At 73.4% G+C, this 26,714-nt stretch carries 20 protein-coding genes; 10 read left to right on the plus strand and 10 right to left on the minus strand.

Features of this window, described 5'->3' with window-relative positions; translation table 11 throughout:
* Positions 1-6: 6 nt before the first annotated feature.
* Positions 7-903: a carbohydrate ABC transporter permease gene (locus FZ103_RS16905; RefSeq protein ID WP_156002924.1), complete on the minus strand. Its 897-nt coding sequence runs from the start codon at positions 901-903 to the stop codon at positions 7-9.
* Positions 904-1,156: 253 nt separating this feature from the next.
* Positions 1,157-2,446, minus strand: a complete 1,290-nt coding sequence (locus FZ103_RS16910) for an extracellular solute-binding protein (RefSeq protein WP_255430078.1) — start codon at positions 2,444-2,446, stop codon at positions 1,157-1,159.
* Between the two features lie 593 nt (positions 2,447-3,039).
* Between FZ103_RS16910 and FZ103_RS16915 the strand changes: the two genes are divergently transcribed.
* A complete protein-coding gene (locus FZ103_RS16915) occupies positions 3,040-4,059 on the plus strand; it encodes a hypothetical protein (RefSeq protein ID WP_186356431.1) in 1,020 nt (339 codons plus the stop codon).
* A 7-nt stretch (positions 4,060-4,066) separates the two neighbouring features.
* Here FZ103_RS16915 and FZ103_RS16920 read toward each other — a convergent pair whose 3' ends face one another.
* Complete coding sequence (locus FZ103_RS16920) at positions 4,067-4,231, minus strand: hypothetical protein (protein ID WP_156002472.1); 165 nt, start codon at positions 4,229-4,231, stop codon at positions 4,067-4,069.
* Between the two features lie 565 nt (positions 4,232-4,796).
* Between FZ103_RS16920 and FZ103_RS16925 the strand changes: the two genes are divergently transcribed.
* The 4 genes from FZ103_RS16925 to FZ103_RS16940 all read left to right on the plus strand — a co-directional run bounded on the left by FZ103_RS16925 (position 4,797) and on the right by FZ103_RS16940 (position 10,631).
* Positions 4,797-5,894, plus strand: coding sequence for a DUF3558 domain-containing protein (locus tag FZ103_RS16925; protein ID WP_255430079.1), 1,098 nt, complete (start codon positions 4,797-4,799; stop codon positions 5,892-5,894).
* A gap of 489 nt (positions 5,895-6,383) precedes the next feature.
* Positions 6,384-7,979 carry a polysaccharide deacetylase family protein gene (locus FZ103_RS16930; protein ID WP_255430080.1) on the plus strand — a complete coding sequence of 532 codons (1,596 nt, stop codon included), beginning with the start codon at positions 6,384-6,386 and terminating at the stop codon, positions 7,977-7,979.
* A gap of 313 nt (positions 7,980-8,292) precedes the next feature.
* Positions 8,293-8,904 carry a DUF6461 domain-containing protein gene (locus tag FZ103_RS16935; RefSeq protein WP_156002474.1) on the plus strand — a complete coding sequence of 204 codons (612 nt, stop codon included), beginning with the start codon at positions 8,293-8,295 and terminating at the stop codon, positions 8,902-8,904.
* A gap of 233 nt (positions 8,905-9,137) precedes the next feature.
* Positions 9,138-10,631 carry a polysaccharide deacetylase family protein gene (locus FZ103_RS16940; protein WP_156002475.1) on the plus strand — a complete coding sequence of 498 codons (1,494 nt, stop codon included), beginning with the start codon at positions 9,138-9,140 and terminating at the stop codon, positions 10,629-10,631.
* 64 nt (positions 10,632-10,695) lie between these two features.
* Here the strand turns inward: FZ103_RS16940 and FZ103_RS16945 are convergent, their stop codons facing one another.
* The 3 genes from FZ103_RS16945 to FZ103_RS16955 form a co-directional block, all read right to left on the minus strand.
* Complete coding sequence (locus tag FZ103_RS16945; RefSeq protein ID WP_186356432.1) at positions 10,696-11,823, minus strand: quinone-dependent dihydroorotate dehydrogenase; 1,128 nt, start codon at positions 11,821-11,823, stop codon at positions 10,696-10,698.
* A 104-nt stretch (positions 11,824-11,927) separates the two neighbouring features.
* Complete coding sequence (locus FZ103_RS16950) at positions 11,928-12,857, minus strand: PAC2 family protein (protein WP_186356433.1); 930 nt, start codon at positions 12,855-12,857, stop codon at positions 11,928-11,930.
* A 433-nt stretch (positions 12,858-13,290) separates the two neighbouring features.
* Positions 13,291-15,051, minus strand: a complete 1,761-nt coding sequence (locus tag FZ103_RS16955) for an ABC-ATPase domain-containing protein (protein ID WP_156002476.1) — start codon at positions 15,049-15,051, stop codon at positions 13,291-13,293.
* Between the two features lie 395 nt (positions 15,052-15,446).
* Here FZ103_RS16955 and FZ103_RS16960 point away from each other — a divergent pair, with 395 nt between their 5' ends.
* Together FZ103_RS16960 and FZ103_RS25180 are read left to right on the plus strand one after the other, a co-directional pair.
* Positions 15,447-16,886, plus strand: coding sequence for a potassium transporter TrkG (locus tag FZ103_RS16960; RefSeq protein ID WP_156002477.1), 1,440 nt, complete (start codon positions 15,447-15,449; stop codon positions 16,884-16,886).
* A gap of 176 nt (positions 16,887-17,062) precedes the next feature.
* Entirely contained in the window at positions 17,063-18,637 is a 1,575-nt protein-coding gene (locus FZ103_RS25180) for a protein kinase (RefSeq protein ID WP_255430081.1), read from the plus strand.
* 15 nt (positions 18,638-18,652) lie between these two features.
* On the opposite strand, the gene FZ103_RS16970 is transcribed toward FZ103_RS25180, so the two are convergent.
* Positions 18,653-19,102 carry an Lrp/AsnC family transcriptional regulator gene (locus FZ103_RS16970; protein WP_156002478.1) on the minus strand — a complete coding sequence of 150 codons (450 nt, stop codon included), beginning with the start codon at positions 19,100-19,102 and terminating at the stop codon, positions 18,653-18,655.
* A gap of 134 nt (positions 19,103-19,236) precedes the next feature.
* Between FZ103_RS16970 and FZ103_RS16975 the strand changes: the two genes are divergently transcribed.
* The 3 genes from FZ103_RS16975 to FZ103_RS16985 are packed head-to-tail and all read left to right on the plus strand — an operon-like array spanning position 19,237 to position 22,885.
* On the plus strand, positions 19,237-20,367 hold the full coding sequence (locus FZ103_RS16975) for a thiamine pyrophosphate-dependent enzyme (RefSeq protein WP_156002479.1): 1,131 nt from the start codon (positions 19,237-19,239) through the stop codon (positions 20,365-20,367).
* Entirely contained in the window at positions 20,367-21,404 is a 1,038-nt protein-coding gene (locus FZ103_RS16980; RefSeq protein ID WP_156002480.1) for an alpha-ketoacid dehydrogenase subunit beta, read from the plus strand. The genes FZ103_RS16975 and FZ103_RS16980 overlap by 1 nt, the downstream gene beginning before the upstream one ends.
* Positions 21,401-22,885, plus strand: a complete 1,485-nt coding sequence (locus FZ103_RS16985; protein WP_156002481.1) for a dihydrolipoamide acetyltransferase family protein — start codon at positions 21,401-21,403, stop codon at positions 22,883-22,885. Before FZ103_RS16980 ends, FZ103_RS16985 begins: the two co-directional genes overlap by 4 nt.
* A 106-nt stretch (positions 22,886-22,991) precedes the next feature.
* Here FZ103_RS16985 and FZ103_RS16990 read toward each other — a convergent pair whose 3' ends face one another.
* The 3 genes from FZ103_RS16990 to FZ103_RS17000 all read right to left on the minus strand — a co-directional run bounded on the left by FZ103_RS16990 (position 22,992) and on the right by FZ103_RS17000 (position 26,711).
* Positions 22,992-23,999 (minus strand): hypothetical protein, encoded by a 1,008-nt coding sequence (locus tag FZ103_RS16990; protein WP_186356434.1) that lies wholly within the window; start codon positions 23,997-23,999, stop codon positions 22,992-22,994.
* A 508-nt stretch (positions 24,000-24,507) separates the two neighbouring features.
* Positions 24,508-25,743: a kynureninase gene (gene kynU / locus FZ103_RS16995; protein ID WP_156002482.1), complete on the minus strand. Its 1,236-nt coding sequence runs from the start codon at positions 25,741-25,743 to the stop codon at positions 24,508-24,510.
* 74 nt (positions 25,744-25,817) lie between these two features.
* Complete coding sequence (locus FZ103_RS17000; protein ID WP_156002483.1) at positions 25,818-26,711, minus strand: tryptophan 2,3-dioxygenase; 894 nt, start codon at positions 26,709-26,711, stop codon at positions 25,818-25,820.
* Positions 26,712-26,714: the final 3 nt, after the last annotated feature.

Genomic DNA, 26,714 nt, shown 5'->3' on the forward strand with positions numbered 1-26,714 from the left:
TCGCTGTCATTGCGCCCCCCTGATCCGGCTGGTGAGCCATACGTTGATCAGCCCCATGAACACCACGAGCAGGAAGAGCACCCACGAGACCGCGGCGGCGTAGCCGAAGTTCTGGTAGTTGAACGTCTCCTGGAAGACGAGCATCATCACGGTCTGGAACTGGCCCTGGTTGCCGCCGGCATAGCCCAGGCTCGCGGCGAAAATCGTGGGCTCGGTGAAGAGCTGCATCTGGCCGATGGTGGAGATGATGACGGTGAAGATGATGGTCGGGCGCAGCAGCGGAATGGTGATCTGCACGAACTGCCGCATGCGCGAGGCCCCGTCGAGGTCGGCGGCCTCGTAGACGTCCTTGGGGATCGACTGCATCGCCGCCAGGTAGATCAGCGCGTTGTAGCCGGTCCAGCGCCAGTCGATCATCACCGCGATGGCGGTCCAGGACCAGTAGCGGTCGCCGCGCCAGGCGATGGGATCGAGCCCGATCGCGGTCAGCATCTGGTTGATCAGGCCGAACTGCTCGCCGCCGAAGACCGTGCTGAAGACGATGGCCAGCGCGGCGATGGAGGTGATGTAGGGCAGGATCAGCGTCATCCGGAACACGTTGGCGAAGCGGATCCGGCGGTTGAGCGTGTCCGCCAGCAGCAGGGCCAGCAGGAGCTGGGGGATCACCGCGATGACGAAGATGCCCAGCGTGTTGTAGAGCGCGTTCCAGAATTTCTCGTCGCCGACGAGGCGGACGTAGTTGTCGAGGCCGGCGAAGCCCTCGTTGCCGCCGATGAGGCTCCAGTCGTGCAGGGAGACCCAGACGGTGTAGAGCAGCGGGAACAGCCCGAAGACGCCGAAGAGCAGGAAGAACGGGGCGATGAACAGGTAGGGCGAGGTGCGGATGTCGAGCCTGCTCAACATCTGGCTGCGGCGCGCACGCGCACGCTCCCGCGGGTCGGGAGGACGCGTGCCGGTGCCGTCCGCTCCCCGGCTGGGCGAAGGCGGGGCGCCGTGCTGCACGGACGTCACGTCGCGCTCCTTTCGAATGTCCGGTCGAGGCAGGGTGTGGCTGGTGTGAGCGGGTGGTGCCAGCGTGAAAGGCGGCCCGGCCTGGCGGTGACCGCTCGCGTGGTCACCGCCGGAGGGGAGAGGCCGGGCCGCCGGGTCGGAAGGGTCAGCCTTCGCCGGTGGCGCGCTTGACTTCCTCCAGGGCGGTGTTCCAGCCCTCGTCAGGCGACGCCTGGCCCTGCTCCACGGACTCCAGCGCGGCGCGGAACGCGTCGTCGATGGCCTGGGTGTCGGGACCGTAGTAGACGGGCTCCAGCTCCAGCGCGGTCTCGCTGTAGATCTCGCCCACCGGAGCGTCGTTGAAGTAGGGCCGGGTGAACTCGGTCACCTTCGGGTCCTGCAGCGCCTCGGGGTTGGACGGCAGCACGTTCGCCTCCTCCCAGGCGCTGAGCTGGCCCTCCTTGCTGGTGAGGAACTTCGCCAGCTCGATGGCCATCTCCTGGTTCTCGCCCTGGGCCGGGACCGACAGGAACGAGCCGCCCCAGTTGCCGCCCTCGCCGGGGACGTCGGCGACGTTCCACTGGCCGTTGCCCTCGTCGCCCGCGGTGGACTCGATGTGGCCGAGCATCCACGCGGGGCAGGGCAGGGTGGCGAAGGAGTTGCTCTGGATGCCGGCGTTCCACTCCTCCGACCAGATGGGCAGGCTCGCCGACAGGCCGGCGTCGGCCATCGCGGTCACGGTGTCGTAGGACTCGCGGGTGCTGTCGGTCTGCTCGATGACCAGGTCGCCCTGGCGGTTCTGGTACGGCGCGCCGCCGTGCTGGGCCATCACCGCGCGGAAGTAGGGCTGGATGGTGGAGACGAAGGCGGCGCCGGTCTCGGCCTCCATGAACTTCTCGCCCGTGGAGATGAAGCCCTCCCAGTCGGGCCAGAGCTCGGCGACCTCGGCGGGCTCGGTGGGCAGGTCCGCCTCCTCGAAGAGCGGCACGTTGTAGCACATGCCCATGGACCCGATGTCGGTGCCCAGGCCCAGCAGCTGGCCGTCGGCGCCGTGGCCCTGATCCCACTTCCAGGGCAGGAAGTCCTGCTCCAGCTCGGCGCCGCCGTGGTCGTTGAGGTCCACGAACTGGTCGGGCTGGGCGTAGAACTGGGCGACGTTGGCCTCCTCGACCATCACGACGTCACCCGCGCCGCTGCCCGCGGCGATGTTCTGCTGCAGCTGCTGGGTGTAGTTCGCCACGTCGGTCACGTTTCGCTCTTCGACCGTGACGTTGGGGTGCTCCTCCTCGAACTGCTTGATGCGGGCGTCGTAGCCCGGGACCCCGAAGGTGTCCAGGACGAGATTGATCTGGCCGTCGCCGGATTCTCCGCCGCCGCCGCATGCCGTGGCGAGGAGCAGGGCTCCGCCGCCGATCATCGCGGTGGCCACATTGGCACCGCGCCTGCGCTTGAACATTCTGCGACCCCTTACGTCACACGAGGATTCAAAACCGACTGCGTCCCCGTACCCCCTTTTGGGAGCGCTCCCATAAGAGAATCGGCTCACACTCCCGCAGTCAATGCCCGGACATCACGAAGAAACCCAACCGTTACCGGAAGCGGGCCCCGCAGGCCCCATGCGCCCCTTGCGCCCCATGGGCACCAGCGCGGACACAGCCGGATACGCCCTGGTGACCTGGGGTTTCACAGCACCGTCGGCGGGCGCCCGATCACGCGCCGCCGCCGCGGCGGCGCGGCCGGCCACACATCCCATCCCCCCACGCCCACACCGTGTGACGGATGCCCCGCTCGGGATGCCGGGGGCGCGGCGCGTTGGCCGCCGCGGCCGGTCGCGGCGTTCATAGAATCGATGCGCGGCCCAAGAACGGGCGATCAATTGGCAAACTGGACTAGGTACCCTAATCTGCGACAGGTCAAACACCTGCCTGCTCGCGGGCGCTCGGTGTGCCCCCGCCCCCCGCCACGCGGCCGCGCCCGAGCACGCCACGCACCCGACCGAGAGCGCGCGCCCCCGCCCGATGGCGCAGCGCCAGCCGAGGAGCGACCCACGTGGAGTCCGAACGATCCGACCGTGCGAACGACTTCGCCGACTTCTGGGCGCCCGACCCCCCGTGCCGCCGCCGCCTCGACGACCCCGACGCGCCGCGGCACCGCCTGTCGTCCGCGCTCGCGGCCGCCGCCGTCCTGGCCGCGTGCTCGCTGGTGCCCGGCTCGGCCGGCAGCGCCGCACCGCTCCCGGCCGACCCCAGCCTCTCCGAGCTTCGCGACCGCTCGGAGGCTCTGAGCGATGAGTACCGAGGCGAGCTGCGCGACATGGAGGCCGTGATCGCCGCCGCGGAAGAGGCCGAGGAGCGGGCCGACAACACGCGCGAGCAGGTCGAGGAGGCCCAGAAGCAGGTGCGCCAGTTGGCGGTGGCCAGTTACACCGGCGGCGGCATCGACCCCGCACTGGCGATGTTCGTCGAGGACGACCCGCAGGCCATCATCGACCAGGCGCAGCTGGTCGGCCACCTGTCGGCCACCAACGAGGACAAGGTCGACCAGCTCGAACAGGCCATCGAGCGCGACGAGAAGGCGCAGGCCAACGCCGAAGAGAAGCTGGAGGCCGTCGAGAAGGACCTCGAAGAGCTGGAGAGCCGGCGCGCCGAGGTCCAGGAGATGATCGCCGACTACCCGGTGCAGGAGATGCAGGGCCCCTACAACATCACGCCCCGCACCGAGCAGATGCGCGATCTGGTGATCGAGAAGTTCGGCGAGAGCCCCTCCACCGGCGGTGTGGGCTGCTACCGCCCCAACGGCGGTTGGGTCGTGGGCCAGCACCCGCTGGGCCGCGCCTGCGACTTCATGCTCGACGCCAACGGCCAGATGCCCTCACAGGAGCAGATCGACCGCGGCTGGCGGATCGCCAAGTGGGCGCGCAAGAACGCCGAGCGGCTGGGGATCATGTACGTGATCTACCGCCAGCAGATCTGGGACATCCGCCGCGGGGGCGAGGGCTGGCGCCCGATGGAGGACCGCGGCAGCATCACCCAGAACCACTACGACCACGTGCACGTCTCGATGTTCTAGGGGCGCTTCAGCCTCCGGTCAGCACCGGGGCGTAGAGCACCGACACGCAGCCGCCGAGCAGCATCAGCACCGAGACGATCGCCAGCACGAACACGATCCAGGCCGGTGCCCCGTATCCGCGGCGCCGCGGCTCGGCGGGCGGTGTGGGGCCTGCGGGGTCCGAGGAGGGCATGGCGGGCCTTCCCGCCCCGTGCCGCGCGGGCGCCGGGGCTGTGCCGGTGATCGGGCGAGGTGCTCTCCACGGTAGTCCGCCCCGTCCCGCCGCGCAGGGGGCCGCCCCGCTCGGCGGTTGCGATCGGGCAACGGTGACGCCCGCCCGGCGCGGTGGGGGCACGGCCCGCGCCGTCCGCATCCGGCCGCCGCGGGGCCGGTATCGGACACACGCCCCAGAGCAGGACACGAAACGGCACGTTCCTACCACGAAACGGTGACGATCCGCGGCCGACCGTCCCCCGCCGCCCGGGGCGCGGGCACACTCGGAGGTTAGGATGCGAACCCCGGCCCCTGGACCCGCGCCCCGCCACCCGCGGGAGCGGTCGGCCGCGCTACGGCCGGGGCCGCGGACCACCCGTGCCACCGGCGCGGTCACCACCGGCTCCCGGGATCCGTTCCGAAAGCCGCGCGCGTTCCCCGGCGGCCGCCCCGGCGACCTGGGGCGGCCGCGCGGTGGTGGAACCAGAAGCGCGCCGACGCGCGTCTGAGGGAGCGTTTCGAATTCAGCTGGCGCGAGGGGAGTCATGAGCGACAACGGGCCCTACACACAGCCTCCGCAGTTTCCGGAGGGCGAGGGCGGCTCGGGCGGGCAGCAGCCGCCTTACGGGGGCGGCTACGGCCAGCCCGGACCCGAGCAGGGGGCGCCCGGCCAGCCCTACGGGGGCGGGCCCTATCAGCCGCCGCAGCAGCCCTACCAGCACCAGGGCGGCCCCTACGGCGATCCCTCGGGCGGCCAGCCCGGCTACGGTCCCCCCGGCTACGGCCCCCAGCAGCCCGGCGCCCCCGGCCCTCAGTTCCAGCAGCCGCCCGAGCAGCAGATGTTCGCCGGGGGCGGCCAGCCGCCCTACGGCCCCGGCCCCGGCGGCCCGATGGACCCCGGCTACCCGCCCCCCAAGAAGAGCAACGCCGGACTGTTCGTCGTCATCGGCGGCGGCGCGGTCATCGTCGTCCTGGTGATCGCCGTGCTCGTGGTGCTGCTGCGCAACCCGGCCGAGCAGCCGCCCGTCACCGACCCCACGCACGAGCCCGACGAGACCACGGCGCCCCCGGACGAGCCGAGCGAGGACTCCGGCGAGGAGCAGCAGCAGGCCGACAGCGGCCCGCCCTACGCGCTGCCCGAGGAGCCCTGCTCGGCCATCCCCGAGGACATGCTCGCCGAGTACGGCATCCAGGACGGGAGCAAGAACCTCACCGACTCCTCCTCGTCCTGCAACTGGTACGTCGACGGCGAGGGCGAGACCTACGGCGGGTTCTCGGTCACCTACCAGACCCCCTACGCCGGCTCGGACTCCGTCGAGGGCGCCAAGGAGGAGTTCCAGTCGAACCTGGACTACGCCACCGACGAGGGCAACAGCTACAGCGAGCTGGAGGTCCACAACGAGGAGGAGGCCGACCTCGGCGACGAGGCCGTGCTGGTCTTCTCCACCGAGGTGGTGCTGACCACACAGGACTCGGTGGCCACCATGCTGATCCGCAAGGGCAACATGAACATCGAGGTCCGCTACTCGCTGTCCCCCGGCCTCAACGCCGACAAGGACACCCCGGCGCCGCTGGAGTTCTCCGACGTCGAGTCGATGATGCACGACTTCGGTGAGGAGGCGCTGACCCCCATCGGGGGCTGACGCCGCCCGCGGGGCGCAGCGAAGCACAAGCACAGCAGGGAGGGGGCGGCCCGCGGGCCGCCCCCTCCTTCGCGTGCGTGCGCCCGCACCCGGGCCGCAGGACCGCCGCGGGACCCCGGCGAAACCGGATGTGCGACACACACCGCCGATCCGTGCGCGCCGCGCTCGCGGCTGCAATCATGATCCGGGCCGTCATGGCGCCCGGGGCCTCCCCTGCTCCGCGGGATCTCCCCGGCACCCCCGGCACTCCGACGAGGTCCCGCCGCCCCGCGCACCCCACCCTCGCCCGCGGGCGCCTGTTGGCGAACCTTGTGCGGATGTTGGCCGCGTCATGACGTTTCGTGTCGCCTGACCGGCTGCTTCGCGGATTACCCTCGACCGATGATGGACCGTGTCCGAATCGATATGTCATCCGCGGAAACTGCGCGGATTCCCAGGGCGACAGATCCACCGGCACCCGACATCAGACCCGTGAAGGACGCGCACCCGTTGAAGCACCAGCCCGATGGCTCGCATTCATCAACCCGCCCGCGATCCGGGGAGGCGCTGCGCAGCCGCGCGGCGGCTCTGCGCGCAGCCTCGGCCGCAGCCGCGCTGGCGCTACTGGCGCTCACCGCCTGCTCCGGCGGCGAAGCGGACCCGGCGTCGGCGGGTGCCTCCGCATCTCCATCGCCCTCGCCCGCGCCCACACGCGCCACAGGCAAGCGGGACGAGCTGACAGTCGTCGACACCGCCCACATCCCCGGTCTCAAGGAGCAGACCTCCACCGAGAAGCTGGAGGGAGGTGTCGAGGCCGAGCTGTCGTATCCGCGGATCCCCAAGGCCGGCCCGTTCGCCGACCGGCTCGCCGAGATCACCGAGCAGGAGGCCCGGGACTTCGCGGGCGTCGAGAAGGGGGCGAAGTCCTACTCGGTCGACTGGCAGGTCAGCGCGGCCGGCGGCAACGTCCTGGGCGTGCGCCTCATCCAGCGCGAGAAGGACGACGACGGCGAGCGCACCGGCTACTCCACCTACTGGTACAACACCGAGTCCGGACGCACGTCCTACTCCACCGAACTGCTGGCCGGCCAGCGGCAGCTGGAGAAGTTCGATCGCATGGTCAAGAAGCGGCTGAAGGACACCGGCTCCGTCGACACCGCGTCGCTGCACCCCATCGCCGAACTCTACGACTCCATCGGTTTCAATCCCGACGGCGACATGGTGGTGGAGTTCGACGAGGGCGAGATCGCCCCGGCGAAGAAGGGCCGCGTCCGCGCCGTCGTACCCAAGAAGCAGGTGGAGCCGCTGCTGTCGCCGTTCGGGCAGCGGGCGCAGAAGGCCGCGGTGACGGTCACGCCCGAGTTCGCGATCGACACCGCCGCCAGCGCGCCCAAGGACGGCCCGCCCGAGGGAAGCGTGCCGGGCACCTTCGCCACCGCCGGCGACGACGTCGACTGCCACGATCCCGACTCCAAGTGCATCGCGCTGACCTTCGACGACGGTCCGGGCGCCCGGACACCGGAGCTGCTGGACGCGCTGGCCGAGCACGACGCCAAGGCGACGTTCTTTTTGACCGGCGGCCCGGTGCGCGAGCACCCCGAAACCGTGCGGCGCGAGTACGCCGAGGGCCACGAGCTGGCCAACCACACGGTCCACCACCCGGACCTGACCTCGCTGGGCCACGACGCCGTCGCCGAGGAGCTGGAGACCGTCACCGAGCTCGTGCGGCGCGAGACGGGCTACAGCATGGATCTGATGCGCCCGCCCTACGGCGCCACCGACGGCGGCGTCGCCGAGGTCACCGAGAAGCTGGGCCAGGCGCAGATCCTGTGGAGCATCGACACCAACGACTGGCGCGACCACGACGCGGGGCTGGTCAGCGACCGCGCCGTCGAGCGCGCCCGGCCAGGGTCCATCGTGCTGATGCACGACATCCACGGCACCACCGTCGACGCCGTGCCCGAGATCCTCAAGCGGCTGAGCGACAAGGGTTACACCATGGTCACGGTGTCGCAACTGCTCGGCGAGACCGAGCCCGGCAGGAAGTACCTCAACGGCCATCCGAAGCAGCCCGAGGCCTCGCCCTCGGCCGGCCCGTCGGACTGATACACCGGCGTGAGCTGGGCGCCCGCCGCCGCGGGCGGCTGCTCGGCGGCGTCGCCGACCGCGATTGGGCGCGGGGTGTCCCCGGTGCGGGGCACCCCGCGCTCGCGCGTAGGCTGGTGCGCCGTGGCACAGGGATGCCCCTGGGAAAGCCGACGAGGCCGGTTACCCGCACAGGGGCTGCCGAACCGTCCCGCCTTGTCCTCAACCGGCCCGCTTGACAAGCCGCCGTGGGGGAACGCGAAGGTTGAGGCGGTCGTTCCCGACGACGTGAGCAGCCACCACAGCGTGCCCCGTGGACGTGAAGGGAATTCCGATGGCCGTTGCGTTGGCCCGTGACTACGCCTGGTTGCGGGAGACTCAGCCGGACCTCGCCGAAGCCTACTGCCTCTCCTACGTCCGAGGCCTGAGCAAGGCCGCCGCCCTGGGCCGGCTCGGCGTCGCCGAGCGCGACCTGCGCTGCCTGCCCATCGCCGAAGCCGTCGAAGCCGCCCTGTGCTGCTCGGAGGACCGCCCCCCGATGACGGTCCACGCGCTGTCCGTGGGCGGCTGGACCGTCATCGTCGAGCCCACCGGCTGCCGGGCGACCCGGCCGGAGTGCTACCGCGCGCTCTCGGCCGAGACCGAACTGGTGTCGGTGCGGGTGCTGATGGACCACCGCTACGAGTTCCGCTGGGTGATCGACGGCGTGCTGCAGACGTTCTTCGACGCCCGCACCCCGCAGGTGCGCCGCGGCACCCGCCCCGACGCGCTGGAGGCGCAGATGAGCGCCGTGGGCCTGGGCGGCACGGTCGGCGAGACCGATCCCGGGGCCGCAGTGCTGGCGCTCGCCGACAGGGTGACGGGTGTGCGCATCCGCTCCTCCCACCTGGCAGGCCCCCTGCTGGGCGCCGAACTCGACTCGGCACTGCCCTTGGCGCCGCGCTGACCCGCAACAGCGCCGGCGGGCGAACCGGCGCAGGGCCGACGCCCCAGCCGCCGCCGCGTTGACCTGCCGCGATCGCTGACCTGTTCCGGACACCTCGCGCGTCGCCGTTCTTCCCGGCCGCCCGATGGCCTACGTTGCTGGCATACGCGCCGACGCGGCCCGGGCCCGGCGGGGACGCCAGCGACCGCCCGGACCGCCGCGGCGCTTCCGGCAACGTGGAAGGAACCCGGGCGATGCCTCCAGCCGCTGTCGGAGCCGCGCCGACGAGCAGGCCCGCCCGCGGCCGACTGCTGGTCTGCGCCGCCGCGCTGGCCGCGGCGGCCGGCTGCAACGCACTGGCGCCGCCCGCCGCCCTGCCCACCGCGTTCACCTCCTTCGCCGCCGACAACGTGCCCGGCCTCGCCGAGCACCGCTTCGGCGCCGGCCTCAGCGGCGACGGGTTCACGGTGCGCGCGTCGGTGCCCGAGATCCCCGGTGCCCGCCCGCTCACCGAGCGCCTCACCCGGATCGTCGAGCGCGAGGCCGCCGACTTCCGCAGCGCCTATGACGAGGCCGAGCGGCTGGAGGTCGACTGGGAGCTGACCGCCGCGGGCCGGGGCGTCGTCGGCGTGCGGCTGATCCGCACCGAGGTCGACCACCGCGGCCGCCACGACGCCTACTCCACCTACTACTACGACGCCGGCACCGGTCACACCGCCTACTCCACCGAGCTGCTGGCCGGCGACGCCGCGCTGCGCGAGCTGGACCGGCTCGTCGCCGCGGCCCTGGAGCGCACCGGTGCCGACCCGTCCGGGATCCACCCGGGATACCGGCTCTACGACTCCATCGGCTTCAACCGCGGCGGCGATCTCGTCGTGGAGTTCGACGCGGGGCGGGCCGCGCCCGTCGGCGAGGGCCGCGTCGCCGCCGTGGTCGCCGCCGCCGACGCCCGGCCGCTGCTGTCGGAACTGGGTGAACGGGTGCGGGGCGCCTCGGGCCTGGAGCCCCACGCGTTCTCGGTGGAGGCCCCCGACCAGGACGCCGCTCCGCAGAGCCCGGACATCCCCGGCTCCTCCCCCGGGGGCGGCGACCACGAGTGCGGGGCCGAGACCACCTGCGTGGCCCTCACCTTCGACGACGGGCCGAGCGAGCAGACCGCGCGGGTGCTGGAGGTGCTGGCCGAGCACGACGCCACGGCCACGTTCTTCCTGTCGGGCAACGAGATACGCAACCGGCCCGCGCTGGTGGGCCGCGCGTGGGCGGCGGGCCACGGCATCGGCAGCCACGGCGAGACCCACGAGTCGTTCACGAAGCTGACCCCCGCGGAGATCGACGCCGAACTCGACACCGTCGACGCGCTGATCCGCCGCGAGACCGGCACGGCGGTCGGCATCCTGCGGCCGCCGTTCGGCCGCACCGGCGCGAAGGTCGCCGAGGTCGCCGCCGAGCACGGCCAGGCCCAGATCGTCTGGGACACCGACTCCGAGGACTGGACCGGGATCGGCGCCGCGGAGATCGCCGCCAACGTCACCGACTACACCCCGCCCAACGGCCTGGTGCTGATGCACGACGGCGAGCGGGCCACGGTAGAGGCGCTGCCGCGGATCCTGGAGCACTTCGAGGAGCGGGGCTGGACCACGGTGACCGTCTCCGACCTGCTCGGCGACATCGAGCCGGGCGGGCTCTACTACACCGCGGACCCGGTGGCCAACGCCGAGTGCATCCGCCTGGAGGGCTGCCCGCTGTGAACGCGGCGGCCCGGCCCGGCCGCCCGGACACCCCCGGCCGCGTCGGCGGCGCCCTCGCGCGGGGTCACCGGGACGGGGCGGCGGGCAGCGGCGCGTCGGCGCCCACCGCGTCGGCGACCGAAGCGTAGCCGGCCGCGCGCACCAGCCGCGCAAGTCCGCGGTGCATGCGGTGCGGCCACAGGGGGCCGCCGTAGACCAGGCCGGTGTAGCCCTGGACGAGGGTGGCCCCGGCGCGGATGCGCGCCCAGGCGTCCTCGGGTGTGGAGATCCCGCCGACCGCGATGAGCAGCAGCCGGTCCCCGGCGCGGGCGCGCAGCCGGCGCAGCACCTCCAGGGACCGCCGCCGCAGCGGTGCTCCGGACAGACCGCCGGCTCCGGCCGCCGCGATCTCGTCGGCGGGGCTGCGCAGGCCCTCGCGCGAGATCGTGGTGTTGGTGGCGACGACGCCGTCCAGGCCGAGCTCGACGGCGAGGTCGGCGACGGCGTCGACGTCCTCGTCGGCGAGATCGGGGGCGATCTTGACCAGGAGCGGCAGCGTGCCGCGGCCGGCGCCGTCGAGGGCGGTTCGGACCTCGCGCAGCAGCGGACGCAGCCGCTCCACCGCCTGCAGGTCGCGCAGTCCGGGGGTGTTGGGCGAGCTGACGTTGACCACCAGGTAGTCGGCGAAGGGGGCCAGCCGGCGGGCGCTCTCGGCGTAGTCGGCCGCCGCCTCGGCCTCGGGGACGGCCTTGGTCTTGCCGATGTTGGCGCCGATCACCGGGCGCTCGCCGCCGCGCCGGGTGCGCAGCGCCCGCAGGTGGTCGGCGGCGACGACCGAGCCGTGGTTGTTGAACCCCATGCGGTTGACGATCGCGGAGTCGGCGGTGAGCCGGAACAGGCGGGGCCGGGGGTTGCCGGGCTGGGGGTGGGCGGTCACGGTGCCGACCTCGACGTGGCCGAAGCCCAGCGCCGTCAGGCCCGGCACACCCTCGGCGTTCTTGTCGAAGCCGGCCGCCAGCCCCAGCGGGCCCGGCAGCTCCCGGCCGAAGGCCCGCACGGCCAGCTCCGGGCGGCGCGGGGCCAGCACAGCGCGCGCGGCCTCGCAGGCGCCGGGCACGGCGGCGAGGCCGCGCAGGGCGCCGAAGCTGATCCGGTGGATGGACTCGGCGTCGGTGCGCCGCAGCACTGCGGAGAAGAGGAACTGGTAGAGCACGGGCCTTCCGGGTTCGTCAGCGGTGGTGGGTCCGGGCCCCGCCGGGCCCGGACGCTCGGATGCGGGCGGCCTCAGCGGACGCGGGCCCGCCGGATGGGGCGGCCTCAGCCCTCGCCGCGCTCGCGGTCGGCGAGGAACCGCTCCAGTTCGGCGCCGAGCTCGTCGGCGGTGGGCAGGTCGGTACCGTCCTCGCCGAACAGCGGGCGCTCGGCGCCGGATTCGCCGGCGCTCTCGCGGGCCGCCATGAAGTCGTCGTACTGCTGCTCCAGGTTGGCGACGACGCGCTGGACCTCCTCGGAGGCCTGGACCTGCTGCTCGATCTCGCCGTCGGTCTCGCGGGCCGCCTCCTCCAGCCGGCCGCCGGGCAGCGCGAGCCCGGTGGCGCCGGAGACGAACTCCAGCGCGGCGATCGCGGCCCGGGGGTACTCCGACTGGGCGAGATAGCTGGGCACGTGCACCGCGTAGCCGAGCGCGTCGTGCCCGGACTCCCCCAGCCGGAACTCCAGCAGGGCGGCGGCGCTGGCGGGCACGTTGACGCGGCCGATCCAGGGGGTGTGGCCCGACACCAGCTCGGCGCGGGTGGCGTGGGCGGTGGCGGTGGTGGGCCGGGTGTGCGGCACGGCCATCGGGATGCCCTGCACGCCGACGGTGAGGTCGATCGAGAGGTGCTCGACGAGATCGCGCACCGCCTCCGCGAAGGCCTCCCACTCGTGGTCGGGTTCGAGCCCGTACAGCAGCAGGAACGGCGTGCCCTCGGTGTCGTGCATGCGATACAGCGACAGCTTGGGCGGGGAGTACTCGGTGTAGGCGTTCTCGACGAAGGTCAGCACGGGTCGGCGGGCGCGGTAGTCGAGGAGCCGGTCGACGTCGAAGGCGGCGATCTCCTCGGCTTCGAACGCGGCGAACAGCGCCTCTGCGGCCTGGCGGCCGACGCTGCCGGCGTCCACGAACCCGTCGAGAACGACCAGCATCGCCCTCCCGGCGGCTTCCTCGGCGCCGGGTCGGAGCTGGTAGAGGTCAGCGTGGTCACGCACCTGGAAGGGTCTCCATTCGCACACGGATGGCGGGGTGGCCGGCGCGCGGCTGCTTCCTGCGCGCACGGATGCGCTGCCCAGAATAGTCGAGCGCGAGCGGCTCGCCCGCGATGCCCGGTCGCGCACCGGCAAGCGGGAAACGAGCGACTGAGCGAGGATGGAAGACGGCGCCTCCAAGCACCCCGCAGGACCACGGGAAACCCGAGCCACTACGTGCCGTTGACGAAGTCGGGTACCACAGAGGTTGCGGCAATGGGGCTGAAATGCGCGAAGCGCCCGCTACGCGAGACGCACCCATTGCCGCAGCCCCGAGGGTGGCCGCCCCCAGTGGTCCCCGGTGGGTTCTTGGAAAACCGCGCCCCCGCCGTTCCTGAACACGGCCCAAGCGAGGAGGGAAGTCGGCGCCCCAAAGCGCCCCGCAGGCCTGCGGGAGTCAGCCCGAGCGCAGGACGCGCAGGGTGCGCAGCCGGTTGAGCGCCGCGGCGATCTCCTGGCGCCGCGGCAGGACGTAGTCGCCCGCGTAGCCGCGGCCCAGCGCCGTCACCCCGTCGTCGCCCAGCCGCTCCTCCAGGGCGTCCAGGGCCTGGGTCAGCGTCCTGCCGCCGCCCAGCAGGCCGTCCTCGGCGAGCAGGCGCATGGCCAGGCCCACACCGATGATCTGGCCGGGGTCGACCAGCTGGGCGAGGTTGCGCACGTCGATCTCGTTCTCGCCGAAGGTGAGCACGTCCATGTCGCGGCGCTTGATGCGGGAGCGGCCGCGGGCGGTGGCGTCCACCGAGCGGGCGTCGATCACGCGGTCGGCGGGCGCGGCGAAGTCGGCGTCGGTGCGTTCGGAGGCCAGTTCGCGGGCGCGCTCGGTCACGTCGTAGGGGCGGTACCCGTCGAGCATGATCACCTGGTCGGCGACGTCGAAGTAGTCGCCGCTGCCGCCCATGACCAGTACCGTCGAGACGCCGTGGTCGCGCCGCAGCGGGCGGACGAGGTCGACGAAGGGCGTCAGCGGCTCCCGGTCGCCGTGCACCAGGCGCTGCATCCGGGCGTCGCGGATCATCAGGTTGGTGGCCGTGGTGTCCTCGTCGATGAGCAGTGTCCGCGACCCGGCTTCCAGCGCCTCGGCGATGTTGGCGGCCTGTGAGGTGGAGCCCGAGGCGTTCTCGGTGGAGAAGTCGGAGGTGTCGGCGCCGGTGGGCAGGTTGCGCACGAACGCGCTGATGTCGGTGCGCTCGACCTGGCGGCCCTCCTCGGCGCGGATCTTGACCGCGTCGGCGCGCGAGACCACGAATTCGCGGCCGTCGCCGGGCACGTGGTCGTAGACGCCACGCTCCAGGGCGTGCAGCAGGGTGGACTTGCCGTGGAAGCCGCCGCCGACGATGAGGGTGATGCCCTCGGGGATACCCAGGCCGCTGACCTCGCCGGCGTGGGGCAGCTCGACGGTGGCGCGCAGGGTCTCCGGCGACCGGAAGGGGACGGCGCTGCCCTGCATGGGCAGGTCGCTGACGCCGCTGCGGCGCGGCAGCACCGACCCGTCGGCGACGAAGGCCACCAGGCCCAGCTCGGCCAGCTTGCCGCGCAGCGCGCAGGTGTCCTCGACGGTGTCGGCGAAGGCGGTGGCCTCGGCGTCGTCCAGCGAGGGCCAGCGCAGCGCGTCGACCATGTCGGGCAGCCGCTCGCACAGTTCGCGCTCGGCGGTGCGGCCGTCGATGCGGCGGCCGTGGCCGGGCATCTCGATGCCCAGTCGCAGCAGCACCTCGCCGTCGCGGATCTGGCAGGCGGCGCGGTCCAGGACCTCCTGGCCCCCGGAGTCGATGCGCAGCCGCGCGCCCTTGAGCTCGCGGTAGGCGCGGCGCACCAGGTAGTCGGCGGTGGCCCGGCGGCGCACCGGCGCGTGCCAGGCGGAGTCGGGCAACTCGGCGACCTCGGCGGGGATGCGCACGGCCACGCGGGACGGCGGCGCGAAGGGGTCGGACTGCACCCGCTCCACGGTGAGCGTGAAGTCGGGGAAGCTCCAGTCGCCGGTGAGGGACTTGTAGCGGCCGTAGGAGGAGCCGTCCATCCGGCGCAGCTCCTCGGCCAGCCGGGCGTCGTCGCGGCGACCGCGGATCTCGGGCTGCTCGCGGTGGCCGCCCGGCCCGCCGCGCCGCTCCGGTCGTCCTGAGCCCTGGCGGCGCTCCCTGCCCCCGTACCGTCCAGGCATCGGTCGGATCCCTCCTGCGTCCGTCGTCTCTGCTCGCTGCTGCGGGCCCTCCGCGCGTCCGGGCCGAGCCGGTCGCCCGCCCCGCCGCGGTCCGGCCGGCAGCGGACCGCTACCCCGGCGGTACGGCCCGCATCCGTGCCGGGCGGGCCTGTGCCCGACACCACGCCGATCGGCCACCCGGGCGTCGGCCGCCCCGCTGCGGGAGTGGTTGAGTGTGCTCTGGGGTGCCCGCGGGCCACCGGCCGGCTCGCGGCGCGCGCCGGCGGTCGGGGCCGCCCGCCAACCCTAACGCCCAGGTGGCGGCACACGGCCGCCCGGCGCCGAAGCCGCGGCCGCCGCGCCGCCCGGCGAGGGGACGGCGCCTCGCAGGAGAACGAGGGAAAGCACGTGGAACGTTGGTAGAGCACAGGTCCGAGGCCGGAGACCGGTCGCGGTGGTCGCGGTTGGCGCGCTGGCGGCGCCGCCGGGCCGCGGCGCTGCGGCCGCGGCTGCGCCGACTGGTCTCGTGGGGCAAGCCGCCGCAGCTGACCGCGGGCGCCTTCGGCGTCACCATCGCGCTGGGCACCGCGCTGCTGTGGCTGCCGGCCTCGACTGCGGAGGGGGTCGCCCCCGCGTTCGTCACGGCCCTGTTCACCGCCACCTCGGCGGTGTGCGTGACCGGACTGATCGTGGTCGACACCCCGGGCTACTGGTCGGGGTTCGGCGAGGGTCTCGTCCTCGCCCTGATCCAGGTCGGCGGGCTGGGGATCATGTCCCTGGCGACGGTGCTGAGCCTGCTGGTCACCCGCAGGCTGAGGCTGGCGATGCAGGTGCGCGCGGGCTCGGAGACCCGCAGCCTGACGCTGGGCGAGGTGCGCCAGCTGGTCACGGGGATCGTGCTGGTCAGCGCCGCCTGCGAGGCGGTGCTGGCGGCGGTGCTCAGCGTGCGGCTGTGGGCGGGCTACGGCGAACCGGCGGGCCGGGCACTCCACCTCGGCGTCTTCCACGCGGTCTCGGCCTTCAACAACGCGGGGTTCGCGCTGTACTCCGACAGCCTCGAACGCTTCGCCACCGACCCGTGGATCACGGTGCCCGTCGCCGTCGGCGTCGTCGCGGGCGGCCTCGGCTTCCCGGTGTGGGTGGAGCTGTGGCGCCACGCCCGCCGCAGGCGGGAGCAGCACCACTGGTCCCTGCACGCCAAGCTCACCCTGGCGACCACGGCGGTCCTGCTGGTCGTCGGGTTCGCGGCCTTCCTGCTGCTGGAGTGGGACAATCCCAAGACCATGGGCCCGCTGGACGTGCCGGGCAAGCTGCTCACCGCCTTCTTCCAGGCGGTCATGCCGCGCACCGCCGGGTTCAACACGCTGCCGTTCGGCGACATGCACAGCCAGACCCTGTTCGTCACCGACATGCTGATGTTCGTGGGCGGCGGGAGCGCGGGCACGGCCGGGGGAATCAAGGTGACCACCTTCGCCCTGCTGGCATTCATCATCTACACCAACATCCGCGGCGAGTCGAGCGTGCACATCGCGGGCCGGCGCCTGAGCACGGGAGTGGCCGAGCAGGCCATCACGGTGCTGACGCTGGCCATCGGCCTGGTGTTCCTCTCCACCTTCTGCCTGCTCGTACTCACCACTTTCGCGCTGGACCGGATCCTCTTCGAGGCGGTCTCGGCGTTCTCCACCGTGGGTCTGTCGACGGGCATCACCGCCGACCTGCCCCCGGCCGGCGAGCTGATCCTGGTCTTCCTGATGTTCACCGGTCGCATCGGGCCCATCACCCTGGCCTCGGCGCTGGCGCTGCGCACCAGGGTGCGCCGGTTCGAGCTGCCCGACGAGCGCCCGATCGTGGGCTGAGGACTCGGACGATTCAGGCGTCCCGCGGGCATCGATCGCATAACGGCGGGTTTCCCACCGAACCGGTGGCGACCGGTATACGTCATATGCTCGGCGGGCACGCGGCGGCGGGGGCACGTGCCGCCGACGGCGGTGGCAGAGCAGCACGAGGGGGACCGATGCCGGCAGGCCGGCCATTGCACGCAGGCGATCCCAGTACCGTCGGCGCCTACCGGCTGACCGGCAGGCTCGGCCACGGCGGGCAGGGCGTGGTCTACCTGGGCACCGCGCCCGGCGGTACCGAGGTGGCGGTGAAGGTGCTCAGCGCCGAGTGGGCGCAGGACCCCGGCTTCCGGCGGAGGTTCGAGCGCGAGGCGCAGGCCGCGCAGCGGGTGGCCTCCTTCTGCACGGCCCAGGTGCTCGACGCCGCCTTCGACGTCGCCCAGCCCTACATCGTCAGCGAGTACGTGGCGGGGCCCTCCCTCAAGGAGGAGGTCGAGGCCGCGGGCCCGCGGTCGGGCAGCGAGCTGCACCGGCTGGCCGTGGCGACCGCGACGGCGCTGGTGGCGGTGCACGAGGCGGGGATCGTCCACCGCGACTTCAAACCGGCCAACGTGCTGATGGCGGCGGAGGGGCCGCGCGTCATCGACTTCGGGATCGCCCAGACCGGCGACGCCACCGTCGCCCAGACCCAGTCGGCGATCGGCACGCCCGGCTACATGGCGCCCGAGCAGATCGCCGGCGAGCCGGTGAGCCCGGCCACCGACGTCTTCTCCTGGGGTGCGGTGATGGTGTTCGCGGCGACCGGGCGCGCCCCCTTCCCCGGCGACTCGCCGCACGCCGTCGCCCACCGGGTCATGACGGCCGAGCCAGACCTGGCCGGCATGGCCGAGCCCTGGCTCTCCATCGCCCAGCGGTGCCTGGCCAAGGATCCGGCGCAGCGGCCCGCCTCCGACGAGCTGCTGATGCGGCTGCTGGGCCGGCGCGATCCCGCGGGCGAAGCCACCGATCCCGGCGCGCCGACCGTGCACGCCGGAGCCGGGGGACCGCACGCGCGGACCGCCCTGCAGGCCGCCGCTCCCCTGGCGGGCGGTGCGGCCGCCACCGCGCCGGAGGGGCCGCCCGCCTCCGGAGCCGAGACCGGCGGCGCCGGCCGGTCGGCCCGCGGGCGCCTGGCCGTGATCGGCGCGGGGGTGGCGCTGCTGCTGGTCCTGGGCGCGGGCGGCTACGCCGCGTGGGCGACGCGCTCCCCCGGCCCCGATCCCTCCGCCCACGACGCCGACCCGCCCGCCGGCGTGGCCGTGGGAGAGAGCCCGTCGCCGTCGGACCCGCCCGCCGGCCCGTCGCCGAGCGCGCGGCCGAGCCCCTCGGCGGCGGCCCAGGCCCAGGCGCAGCTGAAGGTGTCGCCGTCGCCCTCCCCGTCGGCCTCGCCCTCGGCGGAGGAGGACAAGGTCGTCTTCTCCGCCCCCTTCGCCGGGCACTGGGTGGGCCGGGGCACGTTCCCGGACGGGACCGAGCGCGGCTACGACCTGGTCATCGAGCAGGGCAGCGCGACCGCCGGCCTCACCACCACCGACGGGGCCTGCACCTGGAGCTTCACCCTCTTCCGGACCAACAACAAGGGCGGCTTCGACGGATCGATGACCACCGGTCCCGGCTGCGGCCCGCACAAGGGCGGCGGATTCTGGATCGACGGCGGCCGGCTGGTGGTCATGCTGTGGGGCGAAGAGGGCAACTTCAAGTCGCACTTCTTCTGGCTGGACCGCGCCTGAGGCGCGCGGCGCCGCTCAGGCGGGTCCGCGCAGGGCGGGCTCGTCGAGGATGAACATAGTCTGGGTGCTGCGGACCTCGGGGATCCGCTGCAGGCGCTCCAGCACGAACGTGCGCAGGGCGGCGGCGTCGGCGACGCGCACCAGCAGCAGCAGGTCGACGTCGCCGGAGACGAGCGCGGCGTGGTCGACCTCGGGGATGTCGCTGAGGTAGTCGCGGAAGCGCTCCCAGGAGTGCTGCTCGATGCGCACCGACACGTAGGCCGCCAGGCCGTTGCCGTACTTCTCGTGGTCGATGACCGCCGTGAAGCCCCGGATGACGCCGTTGGAGCGCAGCCGGTCGAGCCGGGCGTAGGCGTTGGCGCGCGAGATGTGCGCCTGTTCGGCCACCGCGCGGATGGACATGCGGCCGTCGGCCCGCAGCAGGTCGATGATGGCGTGGTCGACGTCGTCCAGGGCCGCAGCCATGTGTCTCACCTCACACCGGGGCAGGTGCCGCCCGGCGAGACGAATCCGTCCGCACGGCCCGATCGGCCGACAATCCGTCTCCGTTGGGCGGCGCTTTATGGACATTATGCGGCATTCGGCCGCATATTCAGACCATGACGACCAGCGACGCACCGCCCGTTGCGGCTCCTTTCCTGCCCTCGCTGGAGCCCATCCGGCTCATCGACGAGGAGGGCCGCCGCACCGCGGACTCCGCGCGGGGCGGATTCGACCTTCCCGGCCCCGACACGCTGCTGGCGCTGCTGCGCGCCATGGTCGTCGGGCGCCGCTTCGACGCCCAGGCCGGTGCGCTGGCCAAGCAGGGCCGGCTGGCGGTCTACCCCTCCAGCCGCGGCCAGGAGGCCTGCCAGGTCGGCGGCGTCCTCGCCCTCGCCGAGCAGGACTGGCTGTTTCCCACCTACCGCGACTGCGTCTCCCTGGTCACCCGCGGCGTCGACCCGGTCGAGGTGCTGACCCTGCTGCGCGGCGACTGGCACTGCGGCTACGACCCCAAGACGCACCGCTGCGCGCCGCAGTGCACGCCCCTGGCGACCAACGCCTCGCACGCGGTCGGATTGACCTACGCCGCCCGCCGCAAGGGCTCCGACACCGCGGCACTGGTGCTGATGGGCGACGGCGCGACCAGCGAGGGCGACGCCCACGAGGCCTACAACTTCGCGGCGGTGTGGAACGCGCCGGTCGTCTTCCTGGTCCAGAACAACCAGTGGGCGATCAGCGTGCCGCTGCACCGGCAGACGGCGGCGCCGACGCTCGCGCACAAGGCCGTCGGCTACGGCATGCGCGGCTACCACGTCGACGGCAACGACGCCGCCGCAGTGCACGCGGTCGTCTCCCGCGCGCTGGCCGCGGCCCGCGCCGGCGGCGGCCCCGCGCTGATCGAGGCGCGCACCTACCGGATGGAGCCCCACACCAACTCCGACGCACCCCAGCGCTACCGCGACGACGCCGAGGTGGAGCACTGGCGGCGCCGCGACCCGCTGGCGCGGCTGGAGGCGCTGCTGCGCAGCGAGGACCGCATCGACGACGCGCGGATGGCGGAGTTCGGCGCCCGGGCCGACCGGCTGGCCGAATCGGTGCGCGAGCGCCTCGCCCGACCGCCCCGGCGCGCGGCCGACGAGCTGTTCGCCCACGTCTACGCCGAGCCCACCCCGCAGCTGCGCCGCCAGCGCGAGGCGGTGCGTGCCGCCCGGGCCCGCGCCGACCACGTCGGGAACGGAGGCCGGTGATGGCGCGCGTGACCCTGGCCCAGGCGCTCAACCAGGCGCTGCGCGACTCCCTGGCCGCCGACCCCGAGGTGGTCGTCTACGGCGAGGACGTCGGCCCGCTGGGCGGGGTGTTCCGGGTGACCGACGGCCTCTTCGCCGAGTTCGGCGAGGACCGCTGCTTCGACTCACCGCTGGCCGAGTCGGGGATCGCCGGCACAGCGGTGGGCATGGCCATGTACGGCCGCCGGCCCGTGGTGGAGATGCAGTTCGACGCCTTCGCCTACCCCGCCTTCCAGCAGGTGGTCTCGCACGTGGCGAAGATGCGCAACCGCACCCGCGGCAACGTGGAGCTCCCGCTTGTCATCCGCATCCCCTACGGCGGCGGCATCGGCGCCGTGGAGCACCACGGCGACTCCTCGGAGGCCTATTACGCGCACACTCCGGGGCTGCGGGTGGTCACCCCCGCCACCGTGGCCGACGGCTACTCCATGCTGCGCGAGGCCGTGGAGTCCCCCGACCCGGTGGTGTTCCTGGAGCCCAAGCGCCGCTACTGGTCGAGCGAGGACGTCGAACTGCCCGTGCGCACCGCTCCGATGGACCGCGCGGTCGTGCGGCGCGAGGGCGGGGACCTGACGGTGATCGCCTACGGCCCCACGGTCGACACCGCGCTGCTGGCCGCCGAGGCGGCCGCCGAGGAGGGCTACGACGCCGAGGTGGTCGACCTGCGCAGCCTTTCGCCCTTCGACGACGAGACGGTGACCGCGTCGGTGCGCCGCACCGGCCGCGCGCTGGTCGTCCACGAGGCGCCGGGGTTCGCCGGCTACGGCGGCGAGGTGGCCGCGCGCGTCACCGAGCAGTGCTTCCACTACCTGGAGGCGCCGGTGCTGCGGGTGTGCGGCCTGGACATCCCCTACCCGCCGCCGCACCTGGAGGAGCATCACCTGCCCGGCGTGGACCGCATCCTCGACGCGATCGACCGGCTGCAGTGGGAGTCGGCGTGGGTTCCCGACACCCGGCCGGTGCAGGCGCCCCAGGCGCGTGCGGGGGTGGGAGCATGAGCGGGCCGGACGGCACTCCGGTGCGCAGCTTCCTGCTGCCGGACCTGGGCGAGGGGCTGGCCGACGCCGAGATCGTGGCGTGGCTGGTCGACGTGGGCGACGCGGTGGCGGTGGACCAGCCGGTGGCCGAGGTCGAGACCGCCAAGGCGGCGGTGCAGGTGCCCTGCCCCTTCGCCGGAACCGTCGCCGCGCTGCACGGATCGCCGGGTGACACCGTGGCCGTGGGGTCCCCCCTGGTAAGCGTGCGCACCGCGGCCGAGGAGCCCGGCGCCGCCGGCGCCGACGCGCCCCGCGAGAGCGCTGCCGCCGCGGAGGCCCGCGGCGGACCGCCGCCCGAGGCCCGGGCCGTGCCGGAGGCGTCCGGATCCAACGGCGCCGCCGGATCGGGAGCGGTCCTGGTGGGTTTCGGCACGCGCCCCGAAGGCCCGTCCCGCCGTCGCCCCCCACGGCGGGACGCCGTGCAGGAGGGGCCGCGGACAACGGCGTCCGCGGCGCCTCCTCCACGTTCTGCGCACCCGCCGGCCGGGCCCGGCCGCAAGGCGCCGGTGGTCTCGCCGCTGGTGCGCCGCATCGCGCGCCAGCACGGCATCGACGCCGCCGCGCTGGCCGGCAGCGGCGAAGGCGGGCTGGTGCTGCGGCGCGACGTGGAGGCGGCCGTCGCCGCGGCCGGCGCGCCCGCGGACGCCGCGCCCGCGGACGCCGCGCCCGCGAACGCCGGGCCCGCCGGTGCCGCTGACACGCAGCCTGCGGGTCCGCGCGGCGGTGGTGACTCCGGCGGGTCCAACGCCGACGGCGAGCGCATCGCCCTGTCGGCTCCGCATCGGGAGATGGCCCGGCGAATGGCCAGGTCCCGGCGGGAGATCCCCGAGGCGACGGTGTGGGTCGACGCCGACGCCACCGGCCTGCTGGAGCTGCGTTCGGCGCTGAACGAGGCCGATCCCCAGCGGCCGGTGAGCATCCTGGCGCTGCTGGCCCGCTTCTGCGTCCTGGGGCTGGCCCGCCACCCCGCGTTGAACTCCCGCTTCGATCCCGAGCGCGAGGAGCTGGTCCGACCGCGCGGTGTGGACCTGGGCTTCGCCGCGCAGACGCAGCGCGGGCTCGTCGTGCCGGTGGTGCGGGCCGCCCACACGCTGACCACCAGGCAGCTGGCCGCCGAGCTCGGCGCGCTCACCGAGCGCGCCCGCGCGGGCTCGCTGGCCCCCGCGGAGCTGGCCGGCGGCACCTTCACGGTGAACAACTACGGGGTCTTCGGCGTCGACGGGGCCGCGGCGGTCATCAACCACCCCGAGTCGGCGATCGCGGGCATGGGCCGCATCGTCGAGCGGGCCTGGGCCAGTGGCGGGGAACTCGCGGTGCGCCCGGTCACCGAGCTGACGCTGGCCTTCGATCACCGGGTCTGCGACGGCGCGGAGGCGGGCGCGTTCCTGCGCTTCGTCGCCGACTGCGTGGAACGCCCGGCGCTCCTGCTCGGCGACATGTGAGCCGGCCGCAGACGACGCGGCGGCCGCGCCCCCGCATGCCGGTTTCGGCATACGGGGGCGCGGCCGCGGGAGCCGGGAGGTCCGGATCCGGGTTGCCCGGCCCGGGTTACTCCTGGCCGCCGCGCGGGGAACCGCGCTCCCGCACGGCGCGGGCCGCACGCTCCCAGTAACCGCCGGCGGCCGACTTCGCCTCGGCCCAGGAGCCGGGGATGCGCTCACGCACGCTCTGCACGGTCTCGCGCATGCCCGCGGCGCTCAGCAGGGAGGACGAGCGGTGGGCGCCCGCGTAGTCCACGGCGCGGCTGCGCCGCGCGAACAGCAGGGCGACCAGCAGCGCGGGCACGATGGCCAGGGTGAGCACCCCGGCCGCCAGGGGCAGGTCGTTGCCCGCCAGCGAGATGCCGGAGACGTCGTTGGCCGCGGTCTCGGCGGTCAGGCCCTTGCCGGAGCCGCCGTCGCCGCTGTCGCCGCCCGAGGCGGCGCCGGACTGCCCGTCCTCGGCGGCCTGCTCGCTCTGCGAGCCGTCGTCGGCGGAGTCCTCGGCCTTCTGCTGCGCGGACTTCTCGTCCTCGCCGCCGTCCGCGCTCTCCTCGGATGCGGCCTGCTCGGAGGAGTCCTGCTCGGAGGACTCCTCCGGCTGCTGCTTCTGGTCACCGCCGTCCTTGGCGGAGGCGGGGACCGGCTGGACGGCCTCGCCGTCGCAGACCTCCGAGCCGCTCATGGGCTGGGGCGCGCCGGGCGTGCCCGCGCCGTCGCCCCACTCGGTGATGTAGTACTCGACGTCGATGTGGCCCTGGCCGCTGGCGACGGTGTAGCTGGAGTCGTTCCAGCTCGATCCGACGAGCTCGGCGAAGGTCTTGCCGTCGAGGTCGAGGAGGACGTCGCAGTTCTCGGCCGGGAAGCCGGGCCCGCGGTCGCCGATGAAGAACTCCGCCTTCTTGCCGTTGTACTCGACGTATCCCTCGGTGCCCAGGGGCCAGCTCGGGCTGGCCGCCATGCCCTTCTGCATGGGCTTGCCCGAAGCGGGAGCGCCTGTGTCGCCGTTGATGCCGGAACCGTCGTCCCAGAAGTAGGACGCCTTTACTTCGCCATACTGGATGGGGTCAGAACTCATAAGAAACGCAAACCCAATTCGACAGAGCAGGACCGAGCGAGGCCGCTCAGGCACGGCGGGACCGGCCTTGCGGACATGCCGGTGGCAGGGGCGTCCGAAGGCAGGGAGTGCCTGGTGGGGTCTCCTGACTGGATGGCCAGGAGCGGCGGGATCGCTGGCCGCCGTCGAAGGACGGCGCACCGGGGCAGGCGCTGGATGCGCGGCCCAGCCCGCAAGAGGTCGGGGGCCTCTCTTCCCCGGGGTCAGATTCCGGGGCTCGGCATCGGCTGACCTGAAAGGTAATGAGCAGGTCACGAACCGATCACGAAGGACTGTAGCCCACGAAAAAGTCAAACGCCACAAGCGCAAGCGTAAAACCGCAGATCAGAGCGGGTGCCGCAGCCGCCTGCGCGATACGGAACCCCCATGTGCGCTGGTTTCTCGGACTTTAAACAGCAAAAAATATGGCACCCGTCACAGTTAGACGGGTGCCGGATCCGGGGAGCCCTTCGCGGACGCGGCGCAGCGGTCAGGTCACCGCTCGTGCCACGGCAAAGCGTGGGTCACGCCACTCCCCGCTGTGAACCACGTCCACCAGGGCGGTGGCCGCGTCGAAGACGTCGGCATAGCGCAGGTAAAGCGGCGCGAACCCGAACCGCAGGATGTCGGGCGCGCGGAAATCGCCCACCACGCCGCGCTCGATCAGCGCCTGGACCATCGCATAGCCCTGTGGATGGCGCAGCGACACCTGGCTGCCGCGCCGCTCGGCCGCGCGGGGAGTCGCCAACTCCAATCCGGCGGGCTCGGTCAGCTCGATGAACAGCTCGGTCAGGGCCAGGCTCTTCGCGCGCAGCAGGTCCAGGTCCACCTCCTGCCACAGTTCCAGCGACGCGTCCAGCGCGGCCGCGGCCACCACCGGCTGGGAGCCGCTGAGGAACCGGCTGGCGCCTTCGGCGGGTGCGTAGCCGTCGGCGAAGTCGAACGGGCGGGCGTGGCCGTGCCAGCCGGTCAGGGGCTGGCGCGCGGCGGCGTGGTGGCGTGCGGCGGCGAAGATGAACGCCGGCGCGCCCGGCCCGGCGTTGAGGTACTTGTAGGTGCAGCCCACGGCGAAGTCGGCGCCGCAGTCGGCCAGGCGCACGGGCAGCGCGCCGACGCTGTGGCACAGGTCCCACACCACCAGCGCGCCGTTTGCGTGGGCCAGTCGAGTGATCTCCGCCATGTCGCGCAGGGCCCCGGTGCGGTAGTCGACATGGCTGAGCAGCGCGACGGCGACGTCGCCCGCCGCCAGCGCGCCGGCCAGCGCGGCCCGGTTGTCGGCGTCGACCCGGCGCTCGACCGCGCCCATGATTTCGGTCACACCCTCGGTGATGTAGAGGTCGGTGGGAAAATTGCCCGCCTCCCCCAGCACGACGTCGCGCCCGGGATTCAGCCGCAGCGCCGCGACCAGCGTCTTGAACAGGTTGGCGGAGGTGCCGTCGCCCACGACCACCTCGTGGGGCGCGGCACCCACCAGTGGGGCGAGGCGGGCGCCGAGCGTGCGCGGCTTTTCCCACCAGCCGGCCTCGTTCCAGCTCGCGATGAGCCGCCGGCCCCATTCGTGCTCGACGGTCTGGGCGATGCGGCCCGGCGTCTGCGCCGGAAGGGCCCCGAGCGAGTTGCCGTCGAGGTAGACGAGGCCCTCGGGCAGCAGGAACCGTCCGCGGAAGGAGCCCAGCGGGTCCTCGTCGTCGCGGCGGACGCAGTCGGGTCGGGTGACGGATGTCATGTGTGCAGCCTTCCAGAGCCGGACGGAGGATGTGCGAGGCGGGCCGCCGACGGTCCTTCCCGCCGCCGGCGCCCTCAGACTCCGTTGCGCAGCGACCACAGTTCGGGGAACACGTCCTGCTCGGCGTTTCGGGCCAGCCAGTCCAGCCCGCTGGAGCCGCCCGTGCCGGGCTTGGCGCCGATGGTCCGCTTCACCGCGATCAGGTGCAGCTGCCGCCAGCGCGTGACGCGCTCGGCGGTGTCCAGCAGTGCCTCGGCCAGCAGCAGCAGGTCGTTGTCCGGGCGGTCGTCGGCGTAGACCTCGGCCCAGGCGCGCTCCACGCGGGGGTCGGGCCGGTAGGGGCGGCGCCAGTCGCGCTCGGCCGCCTCGTCGGGAACCGGCAGACCGCGGCGGTGCAGCAGCCGCAGTGCCGCGTCGTAGAGCCCGGGTTCGGCCAGCGTGCGCTCCAGTTCGGCGTGGAGTGCGGGCAGCCCGCGATGCGCCCGGGCCATCCCCGCGGACTTGTTGCCCAGCAGGAACTCCAGCTGCCGGTAACCGATCGACTGCACCCCTGAGGCCACGCCCAGCGCGTCGCGGAACCGCGCGAACTCGGTGGGGGTCAGCGTGGACAGCAGCGCCCACGACTCGTTGAGCACGTCCTGGGCTCCGGTGCCGCGGCGCAGCGCCGCCAGGGCCGCCGCGGTGTCGCCGGCCTCCAGGGCGTCCCGGGCGGCCCTCCAGTGGCGGCGGATCAGGTCGAACAGCAGCTCCATCACCTGCGAGCCGATGATGAAGGAGTACTCGGCCGGCTCGCCGGTGCGCGGCTGCTGGAGGCTCAGCAGCGTCTCGGCGCGCACGTAGTCGGCGTAAGCGTGCTCCTGATGCTCCTCACCGCCGAGCACCGGGCAGGTCTGCGGTGCGCCGGCGTCCTCCGCCGACCCGTCTCGGGCCGCGGTACGCCCGTGGTCGTAGGACGCGGTCGTCGCCATCGT

Source organism: Streptomonospora sp. PA3 (assembly GCF_009728995.1).
Classification (GTDB): domain Bacteria; phylum Actinomycetota; class Actinomycetes; order Streptosporangiales; family Streptosporangiaceae; genus Streptomonospora.

Excerpts from the sequence above, each read along its gene's own strand:
- FZ103_RS16905 (WP_156002924.1), bottom strand. The coding sequence starts at position 903 with ATGTTGAGCAGGCTCGACATCCGCACCTCGCCCTACCTGTTCATCGCC.
- FZ103_RS16910 (WP_255430078.1), bottom strand. The coding sequence starts at position 2,446 with ATGTTCAAGCGCAGGCGCGGTGCCAATGTGGCCACCGCGATGATCGGC.
- FZ103_RS16920 (WP_156002472.1), bottom strand. The coding sequence starts at position 4,231 with ATGCCCTCCTCGGACCCCGCAGGCCCCACACCGCCCGCCGAGCCGCGG.
- FZ103_RS16925 (WP_255430079.1), top strand. The coding sequence starts at position 4,797 with ATGAGCGACAACGGGCCCTACACACAGCCTCCGCAGTTTCCGGAGGGC.
- FZ103_RS16935 (WP_156002474.1), top strand. The coding sequence starts at position 8,293 with ATGGCCGTTGCGTTGGCCCGTGACTACGCCTGGTTGCGGGAGACTCAG.
- FZ103_RS16940 (WP_156002475.1), top strand. The coding sequence starts at position 9,138 with ATGCCTCCAGCCGCTGTCGGAGCCGCGCCGACGAGCAGGCCCGCCCGC.
- FZ103_RS16955 (WP_156002476.1), bottom strand. The coding sequence starts at position 15,051 with ATGCCTGGACGGTACGGGGGCAGGGAGCGCCGCCAGGGCTCAGGACGA.
- FZ103_RS16970 (WP_156002478.1), bottom strand. The coding sequence starts at position 19,102 with ATGGCTGCGGCCCTGGACGACGTCGACCACGCCATCATCGACCTGCTG.
- FZ103_RS16975 (WP_156002479.1), top strand. The coding sequence starts at position 19,237 with ATGACGACCAGCGACGCACCGCCCGTTGCGGCTCCTTTCCTGCCCTCG.
- FZ103_RS16980 (WP_156002480.1), top strand. The coding sequence starts at position 20,367 with ATGGCGCGCGTGACCCTGGCCCAGGCGCTCAACCAGGCGCTGCGCGAC.
- FZ103_RS16985 (WP_156002481.1), top strand. The coding sequence starts at position 21,401 with ATGAGCGGGCCGGACGGCACTCCGGTGCGCAGCTTCCTGCTGCCGGAC.
- FZ103_RS16990 (WP_186356434.1), bottom strand. The coding sequence starts at position 23,999 with ATGAGTTCTGACCCCATCCAGTATGGCGAAGTAAAGGCGTCCTACTTC.
- kynU (WP_156002482.1), bottom strand. The coding sequence starts at position 25,743 with ATGACATCCGTCACCCGACCCGACTGCGTCCGCCGCGACGACGAGGAC.
- FZ103_RS17000 (WP_156002483.1), bottom strand. The coding sequence starts at position 26,711 with ATGGCGACGACCGCGTCCTACGACCACGGGCGTACCGCGGCCCGAGAC.